This window comes from Janthinobacterium goodfellowi (assembly GCF_051380695.1).
Classification (GTDB): Bacteria; Pseudomonadota; Gammaproteobacteria; order Burkholderiales; family Burkholderiaceae_D; genus Janthinobacterium.
Genome location: NZ_JBNYXN010000001.1, coordinates 1,229,762 through 1,253,669 on the forward strand (window position 1 = coordinate 1,229,762; position 23,908 = coordinate 1,253,669).

General features: G+C 64.8%; 25 protein-coding genes. 14 read left to right on the forward strand and 11 right to left on the reverse strand.

What is annotated here, in order from left to right:
* Window positions 1-195: 195 nt before the first annotated feature.
* From ACQ4WQ_RS05560 to ACQ4WQ_RS05570, 3 genes are read right to left on the reverse strand one after another with little or no spacing between them, the layout of a single operon-like run.
* Window positions 196-1,002 carry a DUF6624 domain-containing protein gene (locus tag ACQ4WQ_RS05560; protein ID WP_436495227.1) on the reverse strand — a complete coding sequence of 269 codons (807 nt, stop codon included), beginning with the start codon at window positions 1,000-1,002 and terminating at the stop codon, window positions 196-198.
* Window positions 1,003-1,012: 10 nt separating this feature from the next.
* A complete protein-coding gene (locus tag ACQ4WQ_RS05565) occupies window positions 1,013-1,672 on the reverse strand; it encodes a hypothetical protein (protein WP_436495229.1) in 660 nt (219 codons plus the stop codon).
* A 9-nt stretch (window positions 1,673-1,681) separates the two neighbouring features.
* Window positions 1,682-2,449 (reverse strand): CPBP family intramembrane glutamic endopeptidase, encoded by a 768-nt coding sequence (locus ACQ4WQ_RS05570; RefSeq protein WP_436495231.1) that lies wholly within the window; start codon window positions 2,447-2,449, stop codon window positions 1,682-1,684.
* Between the two features lie 180 nt (window positions 2,450-2,629).
* Between ACQ4WQ_RS05570 and ACQ4WQ_RS05575 the strand changes: the two genes are divergently transcribed.
* From ACQ4WQ_RS05575 to ACQ4WQ_RS05610, 8 genes are all read left to right on the forward strand, one after another.
* Complete coding sequence (locus ACQ4WQ_RS05575) at window positions 2,630-3,193, forward strand: GNAT family N-acetyltransferase (protein WP_326458763.1); 564 nt, start codon at window positions 2,630-2,632, stop codon at window positions 3,191-3,193.
* On the forward strand, window positions 3,190-3,537 hold the full coding sequence (locus ACQ4WQ_RS05580; RefSeq protein WP_436495234.1) for an SMI1/KNR4 family protein: 348 nt from the start codon (window positions 3,190-3,192) through the stop codon (window positions 3,535-3,537). Before ACQ4WQ_RS05575 ends, ACQ4WQ_RS05580 begins: the two co-directional genes overlap by 4 nt.
* A gap of 18 nt (window positions 3,538-3,555) precedes the next feature.
* A complete protein-coding gene (locus ACQ4WQ_RS05585; RefSeq protein ID WP_436495236.1) occupies window positions 3,556-4,095 on the forward strand; it encodes a GNAT family N-acetyltransferase in 540 nt (179 codons plus the stop codon).
* On the forward strand, window positions 4,092-4,796 hold the full coding sequence (locus ACQ4WQ_RS05590; RefSeq protein WP_436495238.1) for a response regulator transcription factor: 705 nt from the start codon (window positions 4,092-4,094) through the stop codon (window positions 4,794-4,796). Before ACQ4WQ_RS05585 ends, ACQ4WQ_RS05590 begins: the two co-directional genes overlap by 4 nt.
* Window positions 4,789-6,012 (forward strand): sensor histidine kinase, encoded by a 1,224-nt coding sequence (locus tag ACQ4WQ_RS05595; RefSeq protein ID WP_436495240.1) that lies wholly within the window; start codon window positions 4,789-4,791, stop codon window positions 6,010-6,012. Before ACQ4WQ_RS05590 ends, ACQ4WQ_RS05595 begins: the two co-directional genes overlap by 8 nt.
* Window positions 6,013-6,087: 75 nt before the next feature.
* Window positions 6,088-6,963: an extracellular catalytic domain type 1 short-chain-length polyhydroxyalkanoate depolymerase gene (locus tag ACQ4WQ_RS05600; protein ID WP_436495242.1), complete on the forward strand. Its 876-nt coding sequence runs from the start codon at window positions 6,088-6,090 to the stop codon at window positions 6,961-6,963.
* A gap of 59 nt (window positions 6,964-7,022) precedes the next feature.
* Complete coding sequence (locus tag ACQ4WQ_RS05605; protein WP_436495244.1) at window positions 7,023-7,517, forward strand: hypothetical protein; 495 nt, start codon at window positions 7,023-7,025, stop codon at window positions 7,515-7,517.
* Window positions 7,514-8,026: a DUF1993 family protein gene (locus tag ACQ4WQ_RS05610; RefSeq protein ID WP_436495246.1), complete on the forward strand. Its 513-nt coding sequence runs from the start codon at window positions 7,514-7,516 to the stop codon at window positions 8,024-8,026. The genes ACQ4WQ_RS05605 and ACQ4WQ_RS05610 overlap by 4 nt, the downstream gene beginning before the upstream one ends.
* A 3-nt stretch (window positions 8,027-8,029) precedes the next feature.
* On the opposite strand, the gene ACQ4WQ_RS05615 is transcribed toward ACQ4WQ_RS05610, so the two are convergent.
* Genes ACQ4WQ_RS05615 through ACQ4WQ_RS05625 form a run of 3 tightly spaced genes read right to left on the reverse strand, consistent with a single transcriptional unit; the run spans window position 8,030 to window position 10,415 of the window.
* Complete coding sequence (locus tag ACQ4WQ_RS05615) at window positions 8,030-8,485, reverse strand: hypothetical protein (protein ID WP_436495248.1); 456 nt, start codon at window positions 8,483-8,485, stop codon at window positions 8,030-8,032.
* Complete coding sequence (locus ACQ4WQ_RS05620) at window positions 8,482-9,459, reverse strand: D-2-hydroxyacid dehydrogenase (RefSeq protein ID WP_436495250.1); 978 nt, start codon at window positions 9,457-9,459, stop codon at window positions 8,482-8,484. Before ACQ4WQ_RS05620 ends, ACQ4WQ_RS05615 begins: the two co-directional genes overlap by 4 nt.
* Window positions 9,456-10,415 carry a LysR family transcriptional regulator gene (locus ACQ4WQ_RS05625; protein ID WP_436495252.1) on the reverse strand — a complete coding sequence of 320 codons (960 nt, stop codon included), beginning with the start codon at window positions 10,413-10,415 and terminating at the stop codon, window positions 9,456-9,458. Before ACQ4WQ_RS05625 ends, ACQ4WQ_RS05620 begins: the two co-directional genes overlap by 4 nt.
* A 190-nt stretch (window positions 10,416-10,605) precedes the next feature.
* Between ACQ4WQ_RS05625 and ACQ4WQ_RS05630 the strand changes: the two genes are divergently transcribed.
* The 6 genes from ACQ4WQ_RS05630 (at window position 10,606) to ACQ4WQ_RS05655 (ending at window position 18,575) form a co-directional block, all read left to right on the forward strand.
* Entirely contained in the window at window positions 10,606-10,776 is a 171-nt protein-coding gene (locus tag ACQ4WQ_RS05630; RefSeq protein WP_326457032.1) for a hypothetical protein, read from the forward strand.
* Window positions 10,773-11,633 carry an alpha/beta hydrolase gene (locus tag ACQ4WQ_RS05635; RefSeq protein WP_326457031.1) on the forward strand — a complete coding sequence of 287 codons (861 nt, stop codon included), beginning with the start codon at window positions 10,773-10,775 and terminating at the stop codon, window positions 11,631-11,633. Before ACQ4WQ_RS05630 ends, ACQ4WQ_RS05635 begins: the two co-directional genes overlap by 4 nt.
* A gap of 271 nt (window positions 11,634-11,904) precedes the next feature.
* Entirely contained in the window at window positions 11,905-13,149 is a 1,245-nt protein-coding gene (locus tag ACQ4WQ_RS05640) for an efflux RND transporter periplasmic adaptor subunit (RefSeq protein ID WP_326457030.1), read from the forward strand.
* 2 nt (window positions 13,150-13,151) lie between these two features.
* Complete coding sequence (locus ACQ4WQ_RS05645; protein ID WP_436495255.1) at window positions 13,152-16,352, forward strand: efflux RND transporter permease subunit; 3,201 nt, start codon at window positions 13,152-13,154, stop codon at window positions 16,350-16,352.
* 44 nt (window positions 16,353-16,396) lie between these two features.
* Entirely contained in the window at window positions 16,397-17,839 is a 1,443-nt protein-coding gene (locus ACQ4WQ_RS05650; protein ID WP_436495965.1) for an efflux transporter outer membrane subunit, read from the forward strand.
* 178 nt (window positions 17,840-18,017) lie between these two features.
* Window positions 18,018-18,575: a fasciclin domain-containing protein gene (locus ACQ4WQ_RS05655; protein ID WP_436495257.1), complete on the forward strand. Its 558-nt coding sequence runs from the start codon at window positions 18,018-18,020 to the stop codon at window positions 18,573-18,575.
* 55 nt (window positions 18,576-18,630) lie between these two features.
* On the opposite strand, the gene ACQ4WQ_RS05660 is transcribed toward ACQ4WQ_RS05655, so the two are convergent.
* From ACQ4WQ_RS05660 to ACQ4WQ_RS05680, 5 genes are all read right to left on the reverse strand, one after another.
* Window positions 18,631-18,894 (reverse strand): hypothetical protein, encoded by a 264-nt coding sequence (locus ACQ4WQ_RS05660; RefSeq protein WP_099411462.1) that lies wholly within the window; start codon window positions 18,892-18,894, stop codon window positions 18,631-18,633.
* A 45-nt stretch (window positions 18,895-18,939) separates the two neighbouring features.
* Window positions 18,940-19,284 carry a hypothetical protein gene (locus ACQ4WQ_RS05665; protein WP_070219501.1) on the reverse strand — a complete coding sequence of 115 codons (345 nt, stop codon included), beginning with the start codon at window positions 19,282-19,284 and terminating at the stop codon, window positions 18,940-18,942.
* A gap of 115 nt (window positions 19,285-19,399) precedes the next feature.
* Window positions 19,400-20,425 carry a serine hydrolase domain-containing protein gene (locus ACQ4WQ_RS05670; protein WP_436495260.1) on the reverse strand — a complete coding sequence of 342 codons (1,026 nt, stop codon included), beginning with the start codon at window positions 20,423-20,425 and terminating at the stop codon, window positions 19,400-19,402.
* A gap of 63 nt (window positions 20,426-20,488) precedes the next feature.
* Window positions 20,489-21,724: a PepSY-associated TM helix domain-containing protein gene (locus ACQ4WQ_RS05675; protein ID WP_436495967.1), complete on the reverse strand. Its 1,236-nt coding sequence runs from the start codon at window positions 21,722-21,724 to the stop codon at window positions 20,489-20,491.
* 15 nt (window positions 21,725-21,739) lie between these two features.
* Complete coding sequence (locus tag ACQ4WQ_RS05680; RefSeq protein WP_436495262.1) at window positions 21,740-23,908, reverse strand: TonB-dependent siderophore receptor; 2,169 nt, start codon at window positions 23,906-23,908, stop codon at window positions 21,740-21,742.

Sequence of the window (23,908 nt, forward strand, 5' to 3'; positions counted from 1 at the left end):
GGTCGCTCGCTGAAAGTGAAAACTAAAACCTGCGAGACGTCTTGATTGTTTGTTGCAGATCAAAGCCGCCTTGCAGGCGGCTTTGGCAATCTCATTCCTGCCCAGCCACCCTCGTTGGAATGGCGGCAATAATGGAGGGCAGGGGGCGGTGTATCGATTGCATGGAGCAACAATGCCATGCGATCGATGGCGTTGTCAATTGTCCTGTTCGAATAACTGCCGGTATTGCGCATAGGGTTCCATGCCCATGCTGGCGCGGCGCTGCTCCAGGCGCTGCGGATCGTCGATAGGGAAGGCGACCGTCTTGCCGTCGCTGCCAGTCTGGAACTGGCTGCCGTACAGCTGCGGCAACTTGTCATTGCTCAGGTCGCGGTCGATCGCCAGTGCCAGCTTCGAGGGCGTGATTTCCCCTTGCTCTGCCGCCGTTCGCATCAGGGCCAGGCTGCTTTTGAGGAAGGCATTGGATCCATGCTGGGCGATCAGCCAGGCGCTGGCCGCCGCCTTGTAGCCGACCATCGTTTGCGTGGGCCAGCCCTTGCTGGCGATGATTTGCCGCAAGCGCGCTTCATTTCTCGCATCCGTCTCGCGCATGCGCTTTCGTGCCTGCATGTCGGAGCCTGTCGTCGGCCAGGCAGTGCGTGCGGCCACGTCATCCTTTTCCATGGTCCGCAGCTCGGCGGCCAGTGCCGCTTCGGGCACCGCCGCCGGATACAGCAGGAAGTCCAGCGCGCCCGCCGTGGCCGCGCTGAAGATGAGCTTGGGTTCCGCTTCCCAGCCGGGCGATTGCAGGAGCAGTGCCAGTGTGCTGCCTTCCGGTACATCGATGCGGTAGCGGCCATTTTCGACCGTGCCATGTATCTGTGGCTCGCCGTGCATGCGCTCGGCCACGATGCTGATGGCTTGCGGCAGCGGTGCGCCGTTGCTGCGGATGGTGCCGCTCAGTTCGAAGGCGCCCGCATGGACGCTGCAGCACAGCAGGATGGCGAAGGTCAGGCGTGGCATGGGAGTGCGTTCATGCATGGTGGAGGTCGAGCAGGGTCCAATTTTCGCGGAACGTGGCGTCATCGAGCGGCCGCGCATGCGGGTCGTCGGGCTGGAACAGGCCGCCGATCAGCATGTCCTGGATGGCACCCGTGAAGCCGCCGTACGACGAGGCGCGGCCCCACTGGCGGCGCGTGCGGGCGAAGACGACGGCGTCTTGCTGCGCGGCCAGTTGTGCCAGGGCTGCCTGCAAGGTGGCAGCGGCGTCCGCTCCCATGTCCGTGGCGATGGCGCACACCAGGCGCTGGCCAAATTGCAGGGATTTGCCGGCCAGTCCCAGCAGCGATTCGTTGGCCAGGGCGAGGAATACGTCGGGCGCCTGGTCGTCCTTTTCGCAGGTGGTCCAGGTGGGCGCCCATGCTTCCAGGCTCATGAAGCGCGCTTGCGTCGTGGCCGCCGTGTGCGTCCATTTCGCGTGCGATGTGGCATCCCAGCCCAGGCGGCCAAAGGGAATCGGCTTGCCCTTGGGATTGTACTGATGGCTGCGCACGCCGGCCTTGCCCCGCGCCTGCGCCACGAGGCCGTCGAGGCTGGCGGCAAACGGCAGCCATTGCGCCGCATCCCATAGCGGTATGGCATCGGGCGCGGCCAGCAACAGGAATACTTCGTAATCACGTGAAAAAAACGTCATGCAGATTCCTTATCGTTGCAGTTGCGACATGGCGGCCCGCTGGCTGGGGCGCAGCAGGTAGACGCCGTACAGGCACAAGGGCAGCACGGCCAGCAGCGCGATATACGGCAGGATCGATGCGCCATCCTCGGCCGGGTGCGGCAAGGTGGCCGTCACGAGTGCGTAGTCCCACAGTCCATGCACGAGCACCATGGGCCATATCGAGCGGGTGCGCAGGCGGATGGCCGCATAGCCGACGCCCTGCAGGGTGGCGGCGACGGCTTGCCACAGGGCGCCGCTGACGTCGCCCGAGGCCAGGCCGTTGGCCGTATGGGCCAGGCCGAACAGCGCCGAGGAAATCAGGACGGCGGGCCAGACGGGGTAGCGGTCCAGCATGCCCTTCAGCAAGATGGCACGGAACATCAGTTCTTCCGAGACGGCCACCAGCGCCGCATTGCACGCGACGATCAGCAGCACGCGCGGCTGCGGCCAGCCGCCGGCCCAGGCCAGTACCAGCATCAGCAGCGCATACAGCAGGGGCGGCGAGACGAGCCACACCGTTTTCCATGGCTGCGGCGCGCACAGGCCCGCTTCGCGGCGCTCGCTGGATGCCAGCAGCAACGCCAGCGCGAACAGGGCGGCCAGCGCCCATGCCAGGCCGATACGGCCGGTGACGGCGGCGCCCGGCAAGGCGTAGCCGGCCGATTCCAGCCAGCGGCCGCCCATGCTCAGGGCCAGCCAGACGGCCAGCGCACCGAGGGCAAGCGGCATGGTGAGGTGGATTTTAGGGATGGACATGGTCGGCTTCGGGGTTGGCTGCGTGTTTTACTACGTGCATGAGCAGATCATGAAGTTGCATCAATGATATGGTCGAAAATATTGCCATATTACATTAAAAGCACCGTCACAAAATTGCCACTTCGTTATAGTTGCATGGAATAATAAGCACTCGTCCGTTTGCCGCCAGACTGGAGCGCCATGACCTACAGCAAGACCATCACCACCGAACGCCTGATCCTGCGCAAGCCGCAGCCATCCGATGAGGCGGCCCTGTTCGCCATGCATGCCGATCCCGAAGTGATGCGCTATTTCAGCGAACCGCCCTGGGACGATGCCGGCCGCGCGGCGCGCCAGATCGCCGAGGACAGCGCCGCCTTCGACAACGAAGAGTTCTTCCGCTTCGCCATCGAACTGCAGGAGACGGGCGAATACCTGGGCAGCTGCACGCTGTTTTCCGTGCACCGCCAGAACCGCCGTGCCGAGATCGGCTATGCGCTGGCGCGTCCGCACTGGGGCCGTGGCTATATGCATGAAGCGCTGTCGGCGCTGATCGAGTACGCCTTCGTCGAGCGCGACCTGAACCGCCTGGAAGCCGATATCGACCCGCTCAACGCCGGCTCGGCCAGCGCCCTCGAGCGCCAGGGTTTTAACAGGGAAGGCTTTTTGCCTGAACGCTGGATCGTGGGCGGCCACGTCAGCGATTCGGCACTGTACGGTTTGCTGCGGCGCGAATGGGAAGCGCGGCGCAAGGATGCCGCGTGAGCGGGCAAGCGATCGACGCGCTTGAACGCTGGCTGGGCGCCCCCTTGCCGGCGTATTACCTGCGTTTTCTGCAGGGTGGGCAAGAGAGCATGCGCGGCGAACAGGTCTTGCTGTACGGCGTGGACAGCTTACGGGAACGCAATGAAACGTATGAGACGCAGCAATTTTGTCCCGGCTACATGACCATCGGCGACGACAGCGGCGGGCGCGCCGTCATGCTGGCCCTCGATGGGAGCGACCGCGCCGTGTACCTGGTGGGCCATGGCTCGATGCAGCGCGACGATTTCGAGCGGGTCGCCGATGATTTCGCCGCCTGGCTGGCCGCCGATTGCCCCGTCGATTGACTATTCCATGAGCAAACGATGAAACCGGCTGACTTGCCCTGTTCCACCCATCCCCTCGTGACCTTGCGCCCGCTGGAACGCAGCGACGCCCCCGCCTGGTATGCCTACCTGGCCGACCCTGCCGTCGTCGAGCACACGAGCTGGGACTTGCGCGGCATTGACGACCTGCAAGCCAATTTCGATGATTACGCGTCGGCCCAGCCGGCTTCGCCGATACGGCTGGCCGTGGTGCTGCGCGACGGCGGCCAGCTGGTGGGTACTATCGGCTTCAATGCGATTTCCCCACAGCACCGTACGGCCGAAATCGCCTACGATCTTTCTCCTGTCGTGTGGGGGCAGGGCGTGGCCACGTCCATCGTGGACGCTGTCGTGGACTGGGCCTTCCAGCGCCTGGGCTTGCTGCGCATCCAGGCGACCGTGCTGGAAAGCAACGAGCGTTCGATCCGCGTGCTCGAGCGCTGCGCTTTCGAGCGGGAAGGTTATCTGCACAGCTACCGGCAAATCCGTGGAAGATCGGGTAACTTCTGGCTGTATGCGCGCCTTGCCGGCGTTCCATGAGCAAAGCGCCCTTGAATATCCTGCTGGTGGAAGACCACCTGGGCATCGCGCGCCAGGTGCTCGACTTCCTCGACGGCCTGGGCTGGCAGACCGACCATGCGGGCACGGGCGCGCTCGGTGTCGCGCTGGCCACGCGCAACGCCTATGACGTGGTGCTGCTGGACCTGAACCTGCCCGACATCGATGGCTTGCAGGTGTGCCGCGCCATCAAGGCCAGTGCGCCCAGCAATGTGCCGATCCTGATGCTGACGGCGCGCGACGCTTATGAAGACAAGGCGCGCGGCTTTCGCGACGGCGCCGACGACTATCTGACCAAGCCCTTCGACTTGCGCGAGGTGGCCTTGCGCTGCGAAGCGCTGGCGCGCCGGCAGCGGCTGCACGTGCACCAGGAAATGCGCGTGGGGCCCTTCACCTTGCAGACACGCGCAGGACGCGCCCTGGTCGGCGACGTAGCGCTGCCGCTGACGCAGACGGGTTTTAAAATTTTGCTGCTGCTGTGCCGCGAGCATCCGCATGCCGTATCGCGCTCGGCCTTGCTGCAAGCCCTGTGGGGCAGCCAGCCGCCCGACAGCGACGCCCTTAAATCGCATATCTATGCGCTGCGCAAGCAGCTGGAGTTGCTTGGCGCGACAGGCGTGCTGGTCACCATCCCGCAGCTGGGATACCGCCTGGTCTTCGATGCGGCGGCCGGCAATGGCTAAATCGATCCGACACCGGCTGTTTGCGGCCCTGGCCGGCTTCACCGTCCTGCTGTGCCTGTGCTACACGGGCCTGGCGCTGGTGATCGCCTACGTGACGGAAGACATGCTGGTGCAGCGCCTGCTCGAACGCGAAGCGGCGGTGGTCAGCCAGCGTTTGCGCCAGCACGGTGAGCTTACGCCGTCTGGCAGCGACCTCATCACGGTTTATGGCAGCTATCTTGATTTGCCTCAAGCCGTGCGCGCGCAAGTGTCGCCGTCTGCCCCGCGCGGCGAAGTGTTCACGACGGCGGGCCAGCATTATCACGTGCTGGCGCTGGACCTCGTTGCCGCCGGCCAGCCGCGGCGCGCGTATCTGCTGGCCGACGTGGCGCCCGTGCTGGTGGTGCAGCGCCTGGCGCGGGAGGTGGGCGGTGTCGTCGCTGGCGTGGCGCTGGCGCTGATCTCCCTGGCCTTGTTGCTGGCGTACTGGCTGGCGCGGCGCCTCGTGCTGCCCCTGCAGCGCCTGGCCCGGGAAGCGCGCCAGCTGGCGCCCGGCGGCGCCGTCCATTTCAGCGAGCGCGATCGCCCCGACGAGATCGGTTTCCTGGCGCGCCGTCTGGAAACCACGTTTGCCGAACTGCAAACGGTGTTGCGGCGCGAACAGGCATTCGCCCGCGACGTCAGCCATGAACTGCGCACGCCGCTGACCTTGATGCACAACAGCCTGGCGCTGGCCGGCGCGCAGCCCCTGGCGGCAGACGGGCAGGCGCAGCTGCGCCAGGGTGTCGACGAGATGCGCGCCACCATCGAGGTGCTGTTCGCGCTGGCGCGGGCCGAGCAGCTGCCGGGCGACGTGGTGGAGTTGCGCGGCTGCATCGAGCAATGCCTGCTGCGCCTGCTCGACGAACATCCATGGGATGCCAGCCTGCTGGCGCTGGACTTGCCCGAGCGCCTGGATGTCGTCGGCAATCCGCAACTGACGATGTTGCTTCTCAATAACTGCCTGGCGAATGCCCTGTTCCATGGCGGCCCCGCTTGCCGCATCCGCATCGCGTATGCGCAAGGTTGCCTGAGCATCAGCAATACCTTGCAGGTGGGGCAGCCACGGCGCATCCAGGGATTTGCGCATGGACAAAGCTTGCTGGGGCGCGTGACGCAGGCCATGCGCTGGGATATCCGTTTCCATCCGGGCGAGGAATACTACCGCGTCGACATCATTCCGCTCCAGATACGATAAAAAGCAGGAAGATTTCACCGCGATTTCACCGGCGCTTGCATAAGCTGCAAGCTCTTGATGAATGGAGAAAACCGCATGAAATTTTTTATCAGCCTGCTGGTGCTGGCGAGCACCAGCATCCCCGCGCTGGCGCAAGTGAGCAGCCTCGTCCACAAGGAGGAAAAGCGCCGCTATATCGTCTATACGCCCGCCGCCTACAACCAGGCGCCGCAACAAGCGTTTCCCGTCGTCTTCAATTTCCATGGCGGCGGCATGAGCATGACGGAACAGATGCTGTACACGCAAATGAACAAGACGGCCGAGCGGCACCGGTTCATCGTTGTGTATCCGCAAGGCATCAAGCAGGACTGGAACGTGGGCTTCGGCATGGATTACCTGGCGGGCACCGATGACGTCGGTTTTACGCAGGCGATATTGAGCAAACTCAAGCAGGATTACCGCATCGATGACAAGCGCGTGTATGCGACAGGCCTGTCGCGCGGCGGTTTCTTCGCCCTGCGCCTGGCAGCCGAGTTGCCCCAGCAGTTCGCCGCCGTCGCCTCGGTGGGCGCGCCCATGCCGGAACCGGTGCTGCAGCACCACAAGCAGAAGGACAAGGTGGGCATGCTGCTGATGCAGGGCACGGCTGACAAGGTCGTGCTGTTTGAGGGCAAGGCGGCCAGCTACCTGTCGGCCGACGACACGTTCGCTTACTGGCGCAGGCACAACGGCATCGACGGCGCCGCGCCGCAGCCGCGCCAGATATCCGGCCCCGCTGGCGACGCCACGCAGGTGAGCTGGCTGGAACAGGGCGCCGGCGGCGCCAGCGTGGCCTTGCTCACCATCAAGGACGGCGGCCACACGTGGCCGGGCGCCGACGCTTTCAATGTTGGCCTGCCCATCGGCAAGACCACGCGCGCCATCGACGCGAATGAGGTGATGTGGGAATTTTTCAGCCGCCATCGCCGTTGACGCCATGCTAGGATGGCGGCGCATGGCGTAACCATCAGGCAACAGGAAAGGCAGGCACAGTGGGATTATCAACAGCAGGTATCACGGCCATGGCCGAGGCGATCTTTGCCAGGCCCGGCGCGGCCGTGGCGCAGGCGTATTCGGAGGCGGAACGGGAAACGCTGCATTTCCACTCGCCTGCCGAGCTGTGCGCGTATGCCGCCAGGCTGGAGGCCGAAGGGGCCAGCGAGGTGCTCCTGGCCGTCCATTACCCGGACATGGGCGGACACTTTGCCCCGCGCCGTATCGCGCTCGATCCGGCCCAGTGCGGCGGCCTCACCTACCGTTATGTGTGCGAAGGCTGGGGCGTCATCCGCGTCTACTTGCGTTTGTCCAGCGGCAAGGGCCTGGCGTCGCATGTGGGCGCCAATTCGCAGAAGCGCGCGGAAAAATGGCAGCGCCATTACCCGGCGTTCGGCCCGACCGACGCCTGGGACTGGGCCGCCGTGGGCCGCCATGAACGCCGGCTGATCCGCGTGCTGAAGCAGGTCGCCGCACAGGAGGGCTTGTCATGACGGACGCGATGCCGATCCACCCCGCCGCCATCTTTTGCCGCTCGCTGGCGCAGCTGTCGTCCATGCTCGACAAGACCGGCACCGCGCCGCAGCTGCTGGCGGCGCGCCTGCACCCGGACATGCTGCCATTCGCCCAGCAAGTGCGCGCAGCCGTGAGTTTTTCCCTGCGCGGCTGCTGCCCGCTGGCGGGACTGGAGGTGGCCGATTTCAGCGCCGCCGCCAGCCTGCAGGAACAGATCGCGCAGACCATGCGCTACCTCAAGACGATTCCCCCTGAGCGCTTCGACGGGCCGCTTGAGCGCATCTGCCGCGACCGCGCCGGCTTCGCCGACATCGCACTGCCGGCCGACGAATATCTGAATTTGTATATTCTGCCGAATTTCTATTTTCACTTCAGCATGGCGTATGCGATCGCCCGCAGCGCCGGCGCGGCCATCGGCAAGGGCGATTTCGATGGTTATCACGCGTATGCGCCTGGCTTTTCCTTTGAGCGGCCCGCAGCGCCATAGTTCCTACAGCCCGGCATCCTTCCAGGCAGACAACCCCAGCCGCTTCAGCAGCCGGCCCGACAGCCCGCAGCTCCAGCAGCTGATCTGGATTTGCCGATGGCGCCCCTGATTCGCATGCCAGGCTTGCTCGGCATAATCGAGCAGCGCGTCGCTGAGCGGGGAGGCGTCGGCCACGGGCGGCAGGCGGCTCATCAGTTCGAACACGCCGTGGCACGTCTCCTGGATCTGCAGCAAACCGGCCAGCAGGGCGCGCAGCACGGAGCCGTCGATGTTGGTGCTCGCTTGCGTGAAACGCTGCTGCCAGCACAGGCTGCGTTGCGGCCACAAGGCCAGCAGCGCGGGCACGTCGGCCGTCCGCACTTGTTCGATCAGCTCATCCGCTTCCTGGAACAGGTCGAGGCGGTCGTATTCGTCGCCGTCCAGCCCCAGCAGTGCATCGAGTTCGTGCAAGACGCTCATGCCACCACGTTCACGGGAGCACCGCGTTCGAACGCTTCGATATTGCCGATCAATATATCGGCCAGCTTTTGCATGGCCTCGCCGCTGGCCCAGGCCGTGTGCGGCGTGAGGATGAAGTTGGGGAGGCGTAAATTGAGCAGCGGGTTGTCGGGCGGCGGCGGTTCCTTCGATAGCACGTCAAAGCCGGCGCCGGCGATCACGCCGTTCGTCAATGCCTGGGCCAGGGCCGCTTCATCGACGAGGCCGCCCCGCGCCGTGTTGATCAGCAGGGACGTGGGCTGCATGCGTGCCAGCTCTTGCTCTCCGATGATGTTGCGCGTCTTCTCCGTCAAAGGCAAGTGCAGGCTGAGCACGTCGGAGGTGGCCAGCAGTTCGTCAAAACTCACTTCCTTTACGCCGTCTTCCTGGATCGGGGAACGGTTGTGCACGATCACTTGCATGCCGAAGGCGCGCCCCAGCTGGGCCACGGACTTGCCCAGCGCGCCGTAGCCGAGCAAGCCCAGGCGGCTGTCGGCCAGGTCGCGGATCGGGTGGCCGAACAGGCAGAAGCGGTCCGACGCCTGCCACAGGCCCGCTTCCACGTCCGCGCGGTAGGCGATGAGCTGGCGGCGCAGGGCCAGCATCAGGGCCAGGGTATGTTCGGGCACGGTGGCGCGCGCATAGTCGCGGATATTCGCCACGATAATGCCCCGCTCGCGGCAGGCGGCCAGGTCGAGGATATCCGTGCCGGTGGCGGCCACGGCGATCATTTTCAGGTCCGGCAGCTGCGCCAGCTCGGCCGCGCGCAGCGGCACCTTGTTCGTGATGGCGATCGTGGCGCCTTGCAGGCGGGCTACCGTCTGTTCGCTGCCTTTGGTGTGTGCAAACTCTTCCCAGCTGTGGGCGAAGGCGGGCGGACGCACGGTGGCGATCAGGCTGTCGCGGTCGAGGAAGACGATGCGGTGGGGGTGTGGCGGTGTGCTTGCTGCGGTCATGGCTGGGCCTCGGTCAGGGTGGCACGCGCGGGAAGGCTGCTCTTGCCCTTCAGCTGCGTGGCCGGGTGGTTGGTAAACATGTCGGCGACCCATTCGACAAACACGCGCACCTTGGCGGACAGATGGCGGTTGGGCGGATAGATCACGTGGATGGGCAGCGGGTCGGATTCCCAATCGCCCAGCAATTCCACCATTTTGCCCTGTTCCATCAGGGGCGCAAGCATGAAATGCGTCATTTGCACGATGCCCAGGCCCGCCAGGCCGGCCGCCGCGTAGGCGTTCGAGTCGTTCAGGGCGATATGGCTGGGCATGGACATCTGGATGCGTTCGCCCGCGCGCGTGAAATCCCATTCGAAGGTCTTGCCCGTCTTGGCGGAGAAGAAATTCACGCCCCGGTGCTGCGCCAGGTCGTTCGGGTGCAGCGGCCTGCCATAGCGCGCCAGGTAGCCGGGCGCGGCACAGGTGATGAAATGCAGCACGCCGACGCGGCGCGCGATCAGGTTCAAATCGCCCAGTTCGCCGCCGCGCACGGCGCAGTCGACGCCTTCCTCGATCAGGTCGACGGGACGGTCGCTGCAGCCGAGTTCCAGCGAGATGTCCGGATAGCGGGCGAAGAAGTCGGGCAGGGCAGGGATGATCAGTTCGCTGGCCAGGGCCGTGGGCGCATCCACGCGCAGCCGCCCGCTGGGGCTCAATCGCGTGCGCGACAGCGATTCCTCGGCCTCGCGCACGTCCGACAGGATGCGCACGCAGCGTTCGTAATACGCGGCGCCGTCGGAGGTGATGCTGACGTGGCGCGTGGTGCGGTTGAGCAACTTGACCGACAGGCTCGCTTCCAGCGACTGGATCAGGGTCGACACGGTGGCTTTGGGCAACTGCATGTTTTCCGCCGCGCGCGTAAAACCGCCCGCATCGACGACTTGGATGAAAACTTCCATGGCTTGCAGCTTGTTCACTTGATTTCCTATCACTTTCTGCTTGATTATTCAGAATCCTGAACAATCAATTCGGCATTGCACTCTTTATCAGATTGTAGATCAAGTCTATAGTTGTTGTACTGCAGCATAAATGTGATGCCGCAGGAAGTACAACAGGAGAAACATCATGGGTCATCGGAATGGAATCTTTGCATTGCTCGCTCTCGCTATGAGCTCGCTTGCTCTGGCCGCGATGGTATCGACGGATGCCTACTCGCTGGCGGCGCAAAGCGAAGCCAGTGCTTACAGCGCCCTGACCCATGAAGTGGGCGGCGTCGCCCTGTTGTGCCTGAACGACGCGGTACTCGATGTGGCGGTGCAGCCGGTGGTGGCGCAATGAGCGTTGCCGACACCACGGCCGAACTGGCACCTGGCCAGGCGCTGAAGATACGCGACATCGAGGTGCAGGGCGCGCAGGATGCGCTCGGCGCGCGCGTCTACACGGCCGGCGTGCCGGGTGCCAAGCAGCCGAACCTGATGGTCTTCTTCCATGGCGGCGGCTTTGTCGACGGCGACCTGGACGACGCGGACGACTTCCTGCGCTGCCTCGTGCTGAGCAATCCCGACCACGTGGTGCTGGCCGCGAACTACACGCTGGCGAAGGTGCGGCCATTCCCCGCCGCCGTCGAAGACGCGCATGCCGTGCTGCTGTGGGCGAAAAAGAACAAGTCCAAGCTGGGCTGGACGGGCAAGCAGATGGTGGTGTCGGGCATCGAAGCGGGCGCCAATTTGGCCGCCGTGTGCGCCATGATGTCGCGCGACCGGGGCGGACCGCCCCTCGCGGGCCAGGTGCTGATCATGCCCATGCTCGACCCCGGCCTGTCGACCTGCTCGATGCGCTCCTTGCCGACCTGTCCGGACCTGGCCGAAGTGGCGGACCAGTGCGCCGCCGCCTACCGCGGCTACCTGCCGAATGCCGCTGACCGTACCCATCCGTACGCGTCGCCATTGCAGTCGAGCCGCCTGAAGAACCTGCCGCCAGCCTTGATATTGTCCAGCGAAGACGACCCATTGCGCGACGAGGCTGAACAATACGGCAGTAAATTGATTGCCTGCGGCATCAAGACCACCGTGCGGCGCATGGCCGCCGCGCCGCTGCAAGACGCTACCGCCCGTAATGAATGCGCCTGCAAGGTGCAGGTATTGAGCGAAATTAGCAGTTTCGTCGCCGGACTGGGGCAGGAGCCCGAGTCATAAAGCCGCCATCCGCGGCACTGCAAAAAAAATTACACTAATCAGTTTACTTTTTGAGTTTCGGTTGCTACACTACGCAGTGTAGTTCCCTTCCTGTCTGCGTTGTGCGTTCGCACAGCCAGCTTCGTCGTCCCCGTCCGCTTTCAAGCAGCTGGCGGCCTGTTTACCTTTGATCGAGCGCCGTCGGGCGCCATGGCACCACCATTCACTTTTTCAGCTGGGTTGCTTCCTGCCGCCCATACCATTAGAAATTTTCATAAAACAGGGAAATAAAATGAAAAACGTTCAACAATTTTCCACTCTGCTCAAGCCCCTGGCGGCCTCGCTCGCGCTGGCGGGACTGGTGGCGGTGAGCCTGGCCGGCTGCGATTCGGCCAATAGCAAGGTGCCCGACGCGCCAGCGGCCGGCGGCCCGCCCATCTCGGCCGCCGCCGTCGTTGAAAAACAGATCACGGAAACGCAGGAATTCTCGGGCCGCCTGGAAGCGATCGAGCGCGTGGAAATCCGCTCGCGCGTCGGCGGCTTCATCACGGCCGTCAACTTCAAGCCAGGCAGCGAAGTGAAGAAGGGCGATGTGCTGTTCGTCATCGATCCGCGCCCCTTCCAGGCCGAAGTGTCGCGCGCCGAAGGCACGGCCGCCTCGGCCCGCGCCAAGGCGGAACTGGCCAAGCTGGAACTGTTGCGCGCTGAAAAGCTGCTGGCCGAAAAAGCCATCGCCCAGCGCGAGTTCGATGAAAAAGCGTCGGGCCTGAAAGAGCTGGACGCGAATGCCCGCTCGGCGCAAGCCGCGTATGAAGCGGCCAGGCTGAACCTGTCGTACACGCAGGTGCAGGCGCCGATCAGCGGCCGCGTCAGCAAGGCGGAAATCACCGTCGGCAACCTGATCGACGCTTCCGCCATTTTGACTTCCGTCGTGTCGACGGACCGCATCTACGCCAGCTTCGACGGCGATGAGGATACGTATCTGCGCGTGGCCGGCACGGCGCAAAAGGGCACGCCCGTCACCGTCAAGGTGGGTCTGGCCAACGAAACGGGCTTCCCGCACGAAGGCAAGCTGGAATTCGTCGACAACCAGCTCGACCCGGCCACGGGCAGCGTGCGCATGCGCGCCACCTTCGCCAACGCCGAGCGCCAGCTGGTGCCGGGCCTGTTCGCGCGCATCCAGCTCGATGGCGGCAACGGCCCGCACGCGCAAAGCACGGCGCTGTTGATCTCCGACCGCGCCGTCGGCACGGATCAAAGCCGCAAATACGTGTACGTGGTGGGCGCCGACAACAAGGCTGAATACCGCGCCGTCAAGCTTGGCCCGACCTCGGACGGCTTGCGCGTGGTGCGCGAAGGCTTGAAGGCGGGCGAAAAAATCGTCGTCAACGGCTTGCAGCGCGTGCGCCCCGGCGCGCCGGTGACGCCGCAGATGGTGGCGATGGATTTCGACCCGACCGCGCCCGTCGCTCCCGCCAAACCTGAAGCAAAAGACGCCAAGATCGCCGCGAAAGCAGCATCGACTTCCAAGGAATAAACATGAATTTTTCCCGCTTTTTCATCGACAAGCCGATTTTCGCGGCGGTGCTGTCGATTGTCATATTCGTGGCCGGGCTGCTGTCGATATTCGGCCTGCCCATCTCCGAATATCCCGACGTCGTGCCGCCATCCGTGGTGGTGCGCGCGCAATACCCGGGCGCCAACCCGAAAGTGATCGCCGAAACCGTGGCCGCGCCGCTCGAAGAGCAGATCAACGGCGTCGAGAACATGCTCTACATGTCCTCGCAAAACACGTCCGATGGCGCGATGATGCTGACCGTGACCTTCAAGATCGGCACCAACGTCGAGCAGGCCGAGACGCAGGTGCAGAACCGCGTGCAGCGCGCCTTGCCGCGCCTGCCCGAGGAAGTGCGCCAGATCGGCGTGACGACCGTCAAGTCCTCGCCCAACCTGACCATGGTGGTGCATCTGGTGTCGCCCAACAAGCGCTATGACGATATGTACCTGCGTAACTACGCGGTGCTGAACGTCAAGGATCAATTGGCCCGTTTGCCCGGCATGGGCGACATCCAGATCTTCGGCGCGGGCGACTACGCGATGCGCATCTGGCTCGACCCGCAAAAGGTAGCGGCGCGCGGCATGACGGCCAATGACGTCGTCGACGCCATCCGCGAGCAGAACGTGCAGGTGGCCGCCGGCGTGATCGGCGCCTCGCCAGCGAAGAACTCGGACTTCCAGCTGACCGTCAATACCCAGGGCCGTCTGCAGACGCCAGAGGAATTCGGCGCCATCATCGTGCGCACCAATGCCGACGGCGCCGTGACGCACCTGAAGGACGTGGCGCGTGTGGAAATGGGCGCCAACAGCTACTCGCTGCGTTCGCTGCTGAACAATAATCCTGCCGTCGGCATGGGTATTTTCGAAGCGCCGAACGCCAACGCGCTGCAACTGTCTTCCGACGTGCGCGCCAAGATGGACGAACTGAAAAAAGACTTCCCGCAAGGCGTGGAATACCGCATCGAGTACGACCCGACGCAATTCGTGCGCTCGTCCATCGAAGCCGTGATCCATACCCTGCTCGAAGCGATCGCCCTGGTGGTGCTGGTGGTGATCATCTTCCTGCAAACCTGGCGCGCATCGATCATTCCGCTCTTGGCCGTTCCCGTGTCGATCGTCGGTACCTTTGCCGTGATGCTGGGCTTCGGCTTCTCGATCAATACCTTGTCGCTGTTCGGCCTCGTGCTGGCCATCGGTATCGTCGTCGATGACGCCATCGTGGTGGTGGAAAACGTCGAGCGCAACATCGAGGAAGGGCTGTCGCCGCGCGACGCCACCATCCAGGCCATGAAAGAGGTCAGCGGTCCCATCGTCGCCATCGCCCTGGTGCTGTGCGCCGTGTTCGTGCCGATCGCCTTCGTGCCCGGCCTGTCGGGCGAGTTTTACCGCCAGTTCGCGCTGACGATCGCCATTTCGACGGTGATCTCCGCTTTCAGCTCGCTGACCCTGGCGCCGGCCCTGTCGGCCGCTCTCTTGAAACCGCACGATGCGCCGAAAGACGCGCTGACGCGCGGCATGGACATGGTCTTCGGCCGCTTCTTCGCCTGGTTCAACCGCTTCTTCGGCCGCGCTTCGCACCGCTATGAAGCGGGCGTGAAGGGTGTATTGGGCCGCAAGAGCGCCTCGCTGGGCGTGTATGCGCTGCTGGTCGTCGCCGCGATCTTCACCTTCAAGTCCGTGCCGGCCGGCTTCGTGCCGGCGCAGGACAAGCAATACCTGGTGGGCTTTGCGCAATTGCCCGACGCCGCTTCGCTGGACCGCACGGAAGATGTCGTGCGCCGCATGTCCGACGTCATCAAGTCGGTGCCTGGCGTCGAATCGACCATCGCCTTCCCCGGCCTGTCGATCAACGACTTCACCAATGCACCGAACGCCGGCATCGTCTTCGCCACCCTGAAGCCGTTCGATGAGCGTACTACCAAGGAGCTGTCTGGCGGCGCCATCGCGGCCGAGATCAACAAGCGCCTGGGCGGCATCCAGGACGCCTTCATCATGGTCTTCCCGCCACCGCCTGTGAATGGCCTCGGTACCATCGGCGGCTTCAAGATGATGATCGAAGACCGCGGCAACCTCGGTTACGACGCGCTGTACAACGCCACCCAGGCACTGGCCGCGAAAGCGTACCAGACGCCGGAACTGGCGGGCGTGTTCTCGGGTTACCAGATCAACGTGCCGCAGCTGTTCGCCGACGTCGACCGCGTGAAAGCCAAGCAGATGGGCGTGCAGCTGCAAACGATCTACCAGACCTTGCAGATCAACCTCGGTTCGCTGTACGTGAATGACTTCAACCAGTTTGGCCGCACCTACCAGGTGCGCGTGCAGGCCGATGCGGCATTCCGTTCGCATGCGCAGGATATCGCGCAGCTGAAGGTACGCAATGACAAAGGCGAGATGATCCCGCTGTCGTCGCTGATGCGCGTCAAGGACAGCTATGGTCCTGACCGCGTGCAGCGCTACAACGCCTACGCCGCAGCCGATTTCAACGGCGGCGCAGCCCCTGGCGTATCGAGCGGCCAGGCGCAAGTTGCGCTGGAACGCATCGCCAAGAAAGTGCTGCCGCAGGGGATTTCGTATGAATGGACGGAGCTGACCTACCAGGACATCTTGTCCGGCAATACGATGATCTATGTCTTCCCGCTGTGCGTGCTGCTGGTATTCCTGGTGCTCGCTGCCCAGTACGAAAGCTGGACCCTGCCGCTGGCCGTGATCCTGATCGTGCCGATGTCCATCCTGTGCGCGCTGTTGGGCGTCAAATTGACCGGTGGCGACAACAACGTGTTCACCCAGATCGCGCTGTTCGTGCTGGTGGGGCTGGCATCAAAAAATGCCATCCTGATCGTGGAATTTGCCCGCGAACTGGAAGAGCATGGCCGCACCGTCGTGCAAGCGGCGCTGGAAGCGTGCCGTCTGCGTCTGCGTCCGATCCTGATGACGTCGATCGCTTTCATCATGGGTGTGGTGCCCCTGGTGTTCTCGCACGGCGCCGGTTCGGAAATGCGCCATGCCATGGGCGTGGCGGTCTTCGCCGGCATGCTGGGCGTGACCTTCTTCGGCCTGTTCCTGACGCCCGTGTTCTACGTACTGCTGCGCACCCTGGCGCAGCGTTTTGAGAAAAAACCAGCCGCCGCTGTCGCCAAGCCAACTGCTGCGCCAGCGCTGGACCTGGAAGGAGATATATATTGAAAACCAAGGAAATCATCCGGCGCGCGGCGCCCGTCTTGAGCGCCATGGCCGCCGCAGTCCTGCTGGCCGCCTGCGCGGCGCCCGAGTTCAAGCAGCCGCAGATCGAGACGCCGGCGGCGTTCAAGGAAGCGCAGGCGCCCGCCGTGCAGACGGCGGCCGACGGCACGCGCTGGAAGCAGGGCGTGCCGGCCGAGCGCCAGGCGCGCGGGGAATGGTGGCTGGCGTTCAATGATCCGGCTTTGACTGGCCTGATCAACGAGGCAACGCAGGCGAACGCCAACCTGGCCGTCGCCGCCGCCCGCGTCAAGCAGGCGAGGGCGATTGCCGGCATCGCCGAAGCGGACCGCATCCCGCAAGTGGGCGTGAACGTGGGCGGCCAGCGCAACCGCGCTTCCGCCGTGTCGCTCGGCTTGCCGAACGGCGCGCCGGTGGCGGCGACCAACGTCTACCAGGCCAACCTGACGGCCAGCTACGAAGTCGATCTGTTCGGCAGGGTGGCATCGAACGTCAGCGCCTCGCGCAGCGATGCGCTGGCCGTGGAAGCGACTTACCGCTCCGTGCTGCTGTCCTTGCAGGCCGACGTGGCGCAAACCTACTTCCAGCTGCGCGCCACGGACGCCGAGCTGGCGACCCTGGAACAGACGGTGCGCCTGCGCGAGGAAAGCGTGCATGTGAACCAGCGCCGCTACGACCTGGGCGACATCGGCGAATTCGACCTGTCCCGTGCCCGCACGGAGCTGTCGACCGTGCGCGCCGAAGCCATCGGCCTGCAGCGTCAGCGCGCCACCAGCGAGCATGCGCTGGCCGTCCTGCTGGGCAAACCGGCCGCCAGCTTCACGGCGGGCGTCAACCCGCTGCAGGATAGCGGCTTCCTGCCCGTGATCCCGGCCGGCATGCCATCGTCGCTGCTGGAGCGCCGTCCCGACATCGCCTCGGCGCAGCGCACCATGGAAGCGTCGAATGCGCGCATCGGCGTGGCCAAATCGGCCATGTTCCCCGCCTTGAGCCTGAACGCTTCCGGCGGCGGCGCGTCCGATACCTTCTCGGACATCTTCAAGTGGAGCAGCCGTTCCTGGCTGCTGGGTGCCCTGATGTCGATGCCGATCATCGACGGCGGCCGCAACAAGGCTGCCGTGACGCGCAGCGAAGCGCAGCTGGAAGAGTCGGTGGCGACGTATCGCCAGAGCGTGCTGGTGGCCTTCGCCGAGGTGGAAGACAACCTGGCCGGCCTGCGCATCCTGTCGGGCCAGACGCAGCAGATCGACGAAGCCGTCGTCTCGGCGCGCCGTTCGGCCGACCTGGCGCAAAAACTGTACGACGCGGGCCGTTCCAGCTACCTCGATCTGCTCGACGCGCAGCGCAACCTGGCGGCCATCGAGCGCAACGCCGTGCAACTGCGCGGCAACCGCGCCGTCACCACGGTGGCGCTGATCCGTGCCCTGGGCGGCGGCTGGGGCGAGACGGAGCCGCAGGTCGCGGCCAACTGATTTCCGGCACCGCGGGCTGGCATTCCCGGCCCGCGGCGAGGAAAACATCGCGAAACGGCGTCGTGCATCTGCACGGCGCCGTTTTTTTGTTGAAAACCAGTTGAATCCGTTTTCTGCCTGGCCGCGTAAATGACTGTGCAAACACGCACCGCAGTTCATAACCGATCAGGAGATCATCATGCGCACCATCGTTCCCGCAGCTCTGTTCATCACCTCCATGCTGGCCGCCAGCGCCCCCTTTGCCGCCGACATGGCGACCATGGTGGGCGGCCAGAGCATGTATCCGTCCAGGGACATCGTCGACAACGCCGTCAATTCGGCCGACCACACGACCCTGGTCGCCGCCGTCAAGGCGGCCGGCCTGGTCGACACCCTGAAAGGCAAGGGACCGTTCACCGTGTTCGCGCCGACGAATGCGGCCTTCGGCAAGCTGCCGGCCGGCACCGTCGAGACCCTGGTCAAGCCGGAAAACAATGCGACCCTGACGAAAATCCTCACCTACCACGTGGTGCCCGGCAAATATGACTTCAAGGCGCTGGCCAAGGAAATCAAGATGCATGACGGTAAAGCCACCTTGCCCACGGCGAGCGGGGGCAAGCTGATGTTCGCCATGAACGGCATGCACAACATCGTCGTGATGGATGAAGGCGGCAACAGCGCCAACATCAGCACCTATGACGTGTACCAGTCGAATGGCGTGATCAATGTCATCGACACGGTGCTGATGCCAAAATAAGGGGACGAAAAAAAAGACAGGGAAAACCCTGTCTTTTTGCTTGCTGCGGCCGTGATTACTTGGCCGGTGTTGCTGGCGTAGCTGGCGTTGCCGGTTCCGCAGGCGTTGCCTTGACGGCTGGAGCGGCTTTCTTTGCCTTGTGATGCTTGGCTTTCTTGTGCGCGGCCGGCTTGACGGCTGCTGCCGGTGCTTCGGCCTTGACGACAGGGGCGACGACAGGAATCGGTGCCACTGGAGCGACTGGCGCGACGGCTGGCGTCTGGGCGAAAGCGGCGGTGGCGAACAGGCTGGCGATCAGGGTGGCGATAACTTTTTTCATGATGAGATCCTTGGTGTTTTTTCGGGTGAATGCAGTGTGAAGGAATTACTTCGCTGGAGCCGCTTCGGCGGTGGCCGATGCCAGCTTTTCGTCAGCCTTGGCCTTGGTTTTCTTGGCTTTGTGGTGGGCCTTGGCCTTGGTGGTGGCCGCTTCCGCTTTGGCGCTGGCGACGTCCGTTTTGGCGGCGACGACGGCTTTCGCTTCTTTCGCGTCCGCTTTGACGACCGTTTGCGCTTCCTTGGCATCGGCTTTCACGACGGCCTTGGTGTGGGCCGCTTCCACTTTGGCGGGAACCGAGGCTGCCGGGGTGGCTGCAGGCGCTGCAGGCGTCTGGGCAAAGGCAGCGGTTGCGAACAGGCCGGCGATCAGGGTAGCGATTACTTTTTTCATGGTGCAGTCCTCAGTGGTGGTTTGTCTGGTGTATCTGTTGGTGCCGGGATGATTCCCGTGTCACTGAGCATAAAACGCGCCCCGGGACGCTTGCGTTGACGGTCATTACAAACGCTTACATCTGCGTGGCATCCGCTTTCAGGATGGCCTTCAGGATGTCTTCCGAACGGCGCTGCCCATGTGCCTTGCCATAGGCGCTGGACGCGATGCTCACCACCATGCGGCGCGACGGAATCACATAGATCTTGTTGCCCCCATTGCCCGAGGCGAAATGCACGGCAATCTGCTGTCCCCCGATATCCTGCCTCTTCGCGTACCAGAAATAGCCATAGCTGTCGGCGTAGCGGTCGACGGCGCCGATGGCCACGCGCGGCGCCAGCGCCGCGTGCAGCCAGGCGGCGTCGATCACGCGCCTGCCGCCAACTACGCCGTCGTCGAGCACCATCTGGCCGATTTTCGCCGTGTCGCGCGCCCGCAGCGACAGATTGCCCTGTCCCTTCGGATGGTTGGCCACGTCGCGGCCCCAGCGCCAGTGCGTGATGCCCAGTGGCGCGAACAAGACCTTGGCGGCATAGTCTTCCAGGTCGGCGCCGCTGGCGTTTTCCACCACTCTGCCGGCGATGTACGCCCCCAATGAGTTATAGCGGTATGCGCTGCCCGGCTTTGTTGCGGCCGGCACGCCGCGCACGAAGGCGGCGGGGTCGGGCGCGGCATCGAGCTTGTCTTCATTGCCGGGCGACTGCTCGTCTTCATCGAAGGCCGCCAGGCCCGAACGCATGGTCAGCACGTCGTCGAGGACGACCTTGCCGGCCGGGCTGCCGGCCACTTCGGGCCAGTAGTCGCCTACGGTTTTTGTCGTCGCCAGCTGGCCGCGCGCCACGGCCGCACCGGCCAGCAGCGCGGTGATGCTCTTGCCGGCCGAGCGGATGTCGTGCAGGGTGGCGGCCGTCTCGCCGTTGTAATAGCGCTCGGCGACGATGGCGCCGTCGCGCAGTACGACGACGGCGCGCAGGTCGCCATGGCTGTCGCTGTCCTGGGCTTGCAGGACTTGCGCGATGGCGGCGGGGGCGCTGTCCTGCGCCAGGGCGGCGCAGGACAGGACGAGGGTACTACCCAGCAAGGACAAGGACAGGCGGCGCATGGACAGCTTTCGTGGCGATGGTCGGATCGCCAGTGTCGCCCAGTTGCGCCGTTTTGTGGCGTTTTACTGCACCTGCTTGCTGAAGTTGGCATGCAGCGGCGCCGCCGCCTTGCCGGTCTGCGCCGCGCGGGCACGGCGTTTTCTCAACCAGATGATCAGGCCCGTCGCGCTCAGCATGGCCACCACCAGGCCCATGGCGGAAATCAGGATGCGCCCGGGCAAGCCCAGGATGCGGCCCGAATGCAGCGGGAATTGCGCCTGCAGGAAGATGTCGCCCGCGCTGCCCGTGCCGGGCACCACGCCGCCGGCCGGCTTGCCGTCGCGCCCGTCGAAGTACAGCCATGCATTGCCCAGGCCGCCGTCGCCATGGTCGTTGTCCGCCGCGAAGAACCCGACGCCATACAGGCCGTAGCTCGATGAGTAGAACACGCCGCCGGCCGGCAGCGTCCAGCCCCGTCTTGCCGCTTCCGTCTTCGCCAGCGCCACGGCCTCTTCGCGCGTCAGCAGCGGCTCGATGGGGCGCTCTGGCGGCTGCGGCGTGCGGCTGTCGAAGGCGTTCGGGCTGAGCGTGGACAACTTCGCCACCAGGGGGCGCATCACCTGGGTTTGCAGATTCATCGACACGGAGGTGACGGCCAGCACCAGCAGCAGCAACCAGACCCACACGCCGCCCGAGCGGTGCAAGTCGAAGTTCAGCCTGTGGCCCCCTTCGCGCCAGCGGAAGGCCAGCGACTTGCGCCAGCTGCGCCAGTTCGGAAACGACAGGTATAGGGCGATGCCGCAGTCAACGACCCACACGATGCCGATGATGCCCATGAACCACACGCCCAGTTCGATGCCCCAGCCATCGGGAATGTGCATGGTGTAGTGCAGTTTATACAGGAAGGGCAGCAGATTTTCGCGCGTCAGCGAGACCGCGCCCCACTGGCGCGTGCCTTGGATCGCGCCTGTGGCCGGGTCGACGGCCACCTGGTTGAAGCCCGGTTCAGACGGCTTGCCGGTGGCCGGGTCGGGCCGGCCTTCCACCGAGATCAGCGCCGTGTGGCCGGGTTCGATCGCAGTGAGCGCGTAGTTCACGCGCAGGCGCCGGTCCTGGGCCTCAAGCTGGCGCGCCAGTTCCAGTCCCGATTTTGCGGGGCCGGCATCGGCGGCGCTGGCGGCGTGGAACAGCTGCGGGTTGAGCCAGGCGTCGAGCTCGTGATCCCACGAGATCACGGCGCCCGTCAGGCCGGAAATGAACAGGAAGAGCGCCGCCGCCAGGCCGAACCAGCGGTGCAGAACAACCATGGGAGGACGCAGTCGCATGGCGGCTCCCTAGTATTTCCAGCTCAGGGTGGCGCTGCCATTGCGGCCGGCCGCGTACAGCGACTGGGTCCAGTACAGGCTGGTCAGGTGCTTCTTGTCCGTCACATTGTTCAGGTTCAGCGCCAGGCTGACGTTGCGGCTGATGGCGTAGCTGGCCATCAGTCCCAGTTGCGCGTAGGCGCCCTGGTGCAGGGTGGTGCTGTCGTCGACCTTGTTGTAGATGGCGTCCTGCCAGGTCAGGCTGGCGCCCACCTTCAGCGCCGGCACGGCCGGCACGTGATAGGTGGTGGCCAGGTGGAAGCGCTTGCGCGGGATGAAGGTGCGCGCATCCTGGCCGTCGTCGCCCTGGATGCGCAGCTGCGCATAGCCGGCGTTCGCCTGCCAGCCTTTCGCCAGTTCGCCCGAGGCATCGAGCTCGAAACCCTGCGATTCCGAATCGACGCCCTTGTAGAACGTCTTGAGGTCGGGCGTGGTGCCGGCCGCTTCGGCCACGTTCTTCTGGCGCGTCTTGAACAGGGCGCCGGACAGGTTCAGGCGGCCATCGAACCAGTCGCTTTTCAAGCCCGCTTCCAGGCTCTTGCCGGTGGCCGCCGCCAGGGTCTGGCCCGTGCGGTCGATGCTGCTTTGCGGGTTGAAGATTTCCGTGTAGCTGCCGTAGGCCGACACATGGCGGCCGATGTCGTACACCAGGCCGAGATAGGGCGTGGTGTCGCTCTGCGACTTGGCCTGGCTGACACCGTACGCGCTGCCCGTGCTGTCGGCCTTGACGGTGTTGACGCCCGCCAGCAGCTTGGCATTGTCGGCCAGGTTGAAGCGGGCGGCCAGGTAGGCATTCTTGCGTTCGTCCTTGTAGGCGCTGCCATCGGTGGAGGCGTCGAAGAGCGGTTCCGGGTAGGAGCCGTCGAAGGCCGTGCCGTTCGGCAGGGCCGTGCCGATGCCACGGCCATAATACGACACGTCGTCGAGCGTGGATTTCGACCAGGCCAGGCCCATGCTGAGGTCATGCCGGCGCCCGGCCAGCGTGAATGTGCCCGTGGCGGCGACATCGAGCAGGCGCTGCTTGTTGGCCGAGGCATAGCGCGAAGGGTAGCTGAACAAGCCGTCGCCCGTGGCCTTGTCCGGCGTGCCGTAGACGTAGAACAGTTTGGAATCGGAGGTGGAGCGGTTGTAGGTGGCCGTGGCCGTCACGCGCCAGTCGGCATTGAACTGGTGCGCCAGTTCGGCGAAGGTGCTGTTGTTGAGGATGCTCCAGCGCGACCAGTCGGCCGACGTCGAGGCGGAAATCGGGTAGTCGGTCGGCGTGCCGTCCGTGTAGACGACGGGCAGGGCGCCCCACATGCCGCCCCTGGCCAGGTTGTTCTGGTAGCTGTGGCCCACGGCCAGGCGGGTGTCCGGCGTCAGTTTCGCTTCGACGATGGCGTAGGCGACATCCTTGCGCGGCGAGTAGCGGTCCAGGTGGGAATCGCCTTCCTCGTGGGCGACGACGAAGCGGGCCGCCACCTTGCCGTCGCTGCCGAGCGGCGTCGAGACGTCGGCATCGAGGCGGCGCGTATTCCAGGAGCCCAGCGTGACCCCGGCGGCAGCGGCCAGGCCCTGGGTCGGGCGCTTGCGCATGAAGTTGACGGTGGCCGACGGATTGCCGGTTGAGGAAATCAGGCCATTCGCGCCGCGCACGATGTCGACGCGCTCGAACAGCGCCGTATCGAGGTCGCCCATCACATTGCCGAAGACGAAAGGAATGCCCACGCCGTCGAACTGGAAGTTGGTGATGTCATAGCCGCGCGCCGTGTAATAGGTGCGGTCCGTTTCCACCGCTTCCACCGTCACGCCCGTCGTTTGCGCCAGCACCTTGCTGGCGTTGTCGAGCCTGAAATCGTCCATCTGCGCGCGCGTGACCACGGAAACGGCCTGCGGCGTCTCGCGCAGCGACAGGTCGAACTTGCTGGCCGAGGCGCTTTTGCGCGCCGTGTAGGCGGTCGCGTCGCTGCTGCCCGTAACGGTAATGGTTTGCATCACGGGCGTATCTTCGCCAGCGTCATCGGCGGGGGCGCCCTCGGCGCCATGCGCCATGCCGGCGCCGAGCGCCAGTGAAATGGCCAGGGCCAGCGGGCGCAACGACAGCGCGGCGGGGGACGATGGGGTGGACGGTGCGGCGGAAGGGGTGATGCGACCTGGCAT

What these genes read in the sequence shown, in the direction of transcription:
- ACQ4WQ_RS05560 (WP_436495227.1), bottom strand. Translation starts at nt 1,002, where the DNA reads ATGCCACGCCTGACCTTCGCCATCCTGCTGTGCTGCAGCGTCCATGCG.
- ACQ4WQ_RS05565 (WP_436495229.1), bottom strand. Translation starts at nt 1,672, where the DNA reads ATGACGTTTTTTTCACGTGATTACGAAGTATTCCTGTTGCTGGCCGCG.
- ACQ4WQ_RS05570 (WP_436495231.1), bottom strand. Translation starts at nt 2,449, where the DNA reads ATGTCCATCCCTAAAATCCACCTCACCATGCCGCTTGCCCTCGGTGCG.
- ACQ4WQ_RS05575 (WP_326458763.1), top strand. Translation starts at nt 2,630, where the DNA reads ATGACCTACAGCAAGACCATCACCACCGAACGCCTGATCCTGCGCAAG.
- ACQ4WQ_RS05585 (WP_436495236.1), top strand. Translation starts at nt 3,556, where the DNA reads ATGAAACCGGCTGACTTGCCCTGTTCCACCCATCCCCTCGTGACCTTG.
- ACQ4WQ_RS05590 (WP_436495238.1), top strand. Translation starts at nt 4,092, where the DNA reads ATGAGCAAAGCGCCCTTGAATATCCTGCTGGTGGAAGACCACCTGGGC.
- ACQ4WQ_RS05595 (WP_436495240.1), top strand. Translation starts at nt 4,789, where the DNA reads ATGGCTAAATCGATCCGACACCGGCTGTTTGCGGCCCTGGCCGGCTTC.
- ACQ4WQ_RS05600 (WP_436495242.1), top strand. Translation starts at nt 6,088, where the DNA reads ATGAAATTTTTTATCAGCCTGCTGGTGCTGGCGAGCACCAGCATCCCC.
- ACQ4WQ_RS05610 (WP_436495246.1), top strand. Translation starts at nt 7,514, where the DNA reads ATGACGGACGCGATGCCGATCCACCCCGCCGCCATCTTTTGCCGCTCG.
- ACQ4WQ_RS05615 (WP_436495248.1), bottom strand. Translation starts at nt 8,485, where the DNA reads ATGAGCGTCTTGCACGAACTCGATGCACTGCTGGGGCTGGACGGCGAC.
- ACQ4WQ_RS05620 (WP_436495250.1), bottom strand. Translation starts at nt 9,459, where the DNA reads ATGACCGCAGCAAGCACACCGCCACACCCCCACCGCATCGTCTTCCTC.
- ACQ4WQ_RS05630 (WP_326457032.1), top strand. Translation starts at nt 10,606, where the DNA reads ATGAGCTCGCTTGCTCTGGCCGCGATGGTATCGACGGATGCCTACTCG.
- ACQ4WQ_RS05635 (WP_326457031.1), top strand. Translation starts at nt 10,773, where the DNA reads ATGAGCGTTGCCGACACCACGGCCGAACTGGCACCTGGCCAGGCGCTG.
- ACQ4WQ_RS05640 (WP_326457030.1), top strand. Translation starts at nt 11,905, where the DNA reads ATGAAAAACGTTCAACAATTTTCCACTCTGCTCAAGCCCCTGGCGGCC.
- ACQ4WQ_RS05645 (WP_436495255.1), top strand. Translation starts at nt 13,152, where the DNA reads ATGAATTTTTCCCGCTTTTTCATCGACAAGCCGATTTTCGCGGCGGTG.
- ACQ4WQ_RS05650 (WP_436495965.1), top strand. Translation starts at nt 16,397, where the DNA reads ATGGCCGCCGCAGTCCTGCTGGCCGCCTGCGCGGCGCCCGAGTTCAAG.
- ACQ4WQ_RS05655 (WP_436495257.1), top strand. Translation starts at nt 18,018, where the DNA reads ATGCGCACCATCGTTCCCGCAGCTCTGTTCATCACCTCCATGCTGGCC.
- ACQ4WQ_RS05660 (WP_099411462.1), bottom strand. Translation starts at nt 18,894, where the DNA reads ATGAAAAAAGTTATCGCCACCCTGATCGCCAGCCTGTTCGCCACCGCC.
- ACQ4WQ_RS05665 (WP_070219501.1), bottom strand. Translation starts at nt 19,284, where the DNA reads ATGAAAAAAGTAATCGCTACCCTGATCGCCGGCCTGTTCGCAACCGCT.
- ACQ4WQ_RS05670 (WP_436495260.1), bottom strand. Translation starts at nt 20,425, where the DNA reads ATGCGCCGCCTGTCCTTGTCCTTGCTGGGTAGTACCCTCGTCCTGTCC.
- ACQ4WQ_RS05680 (WP_436495262.1), bottom strand. Translation starts at nt 23,908, where the DNA reads ATGCCAGGTCGCATCACCCCTTCCGCCGCACCGTCCACCCCATCGTCC.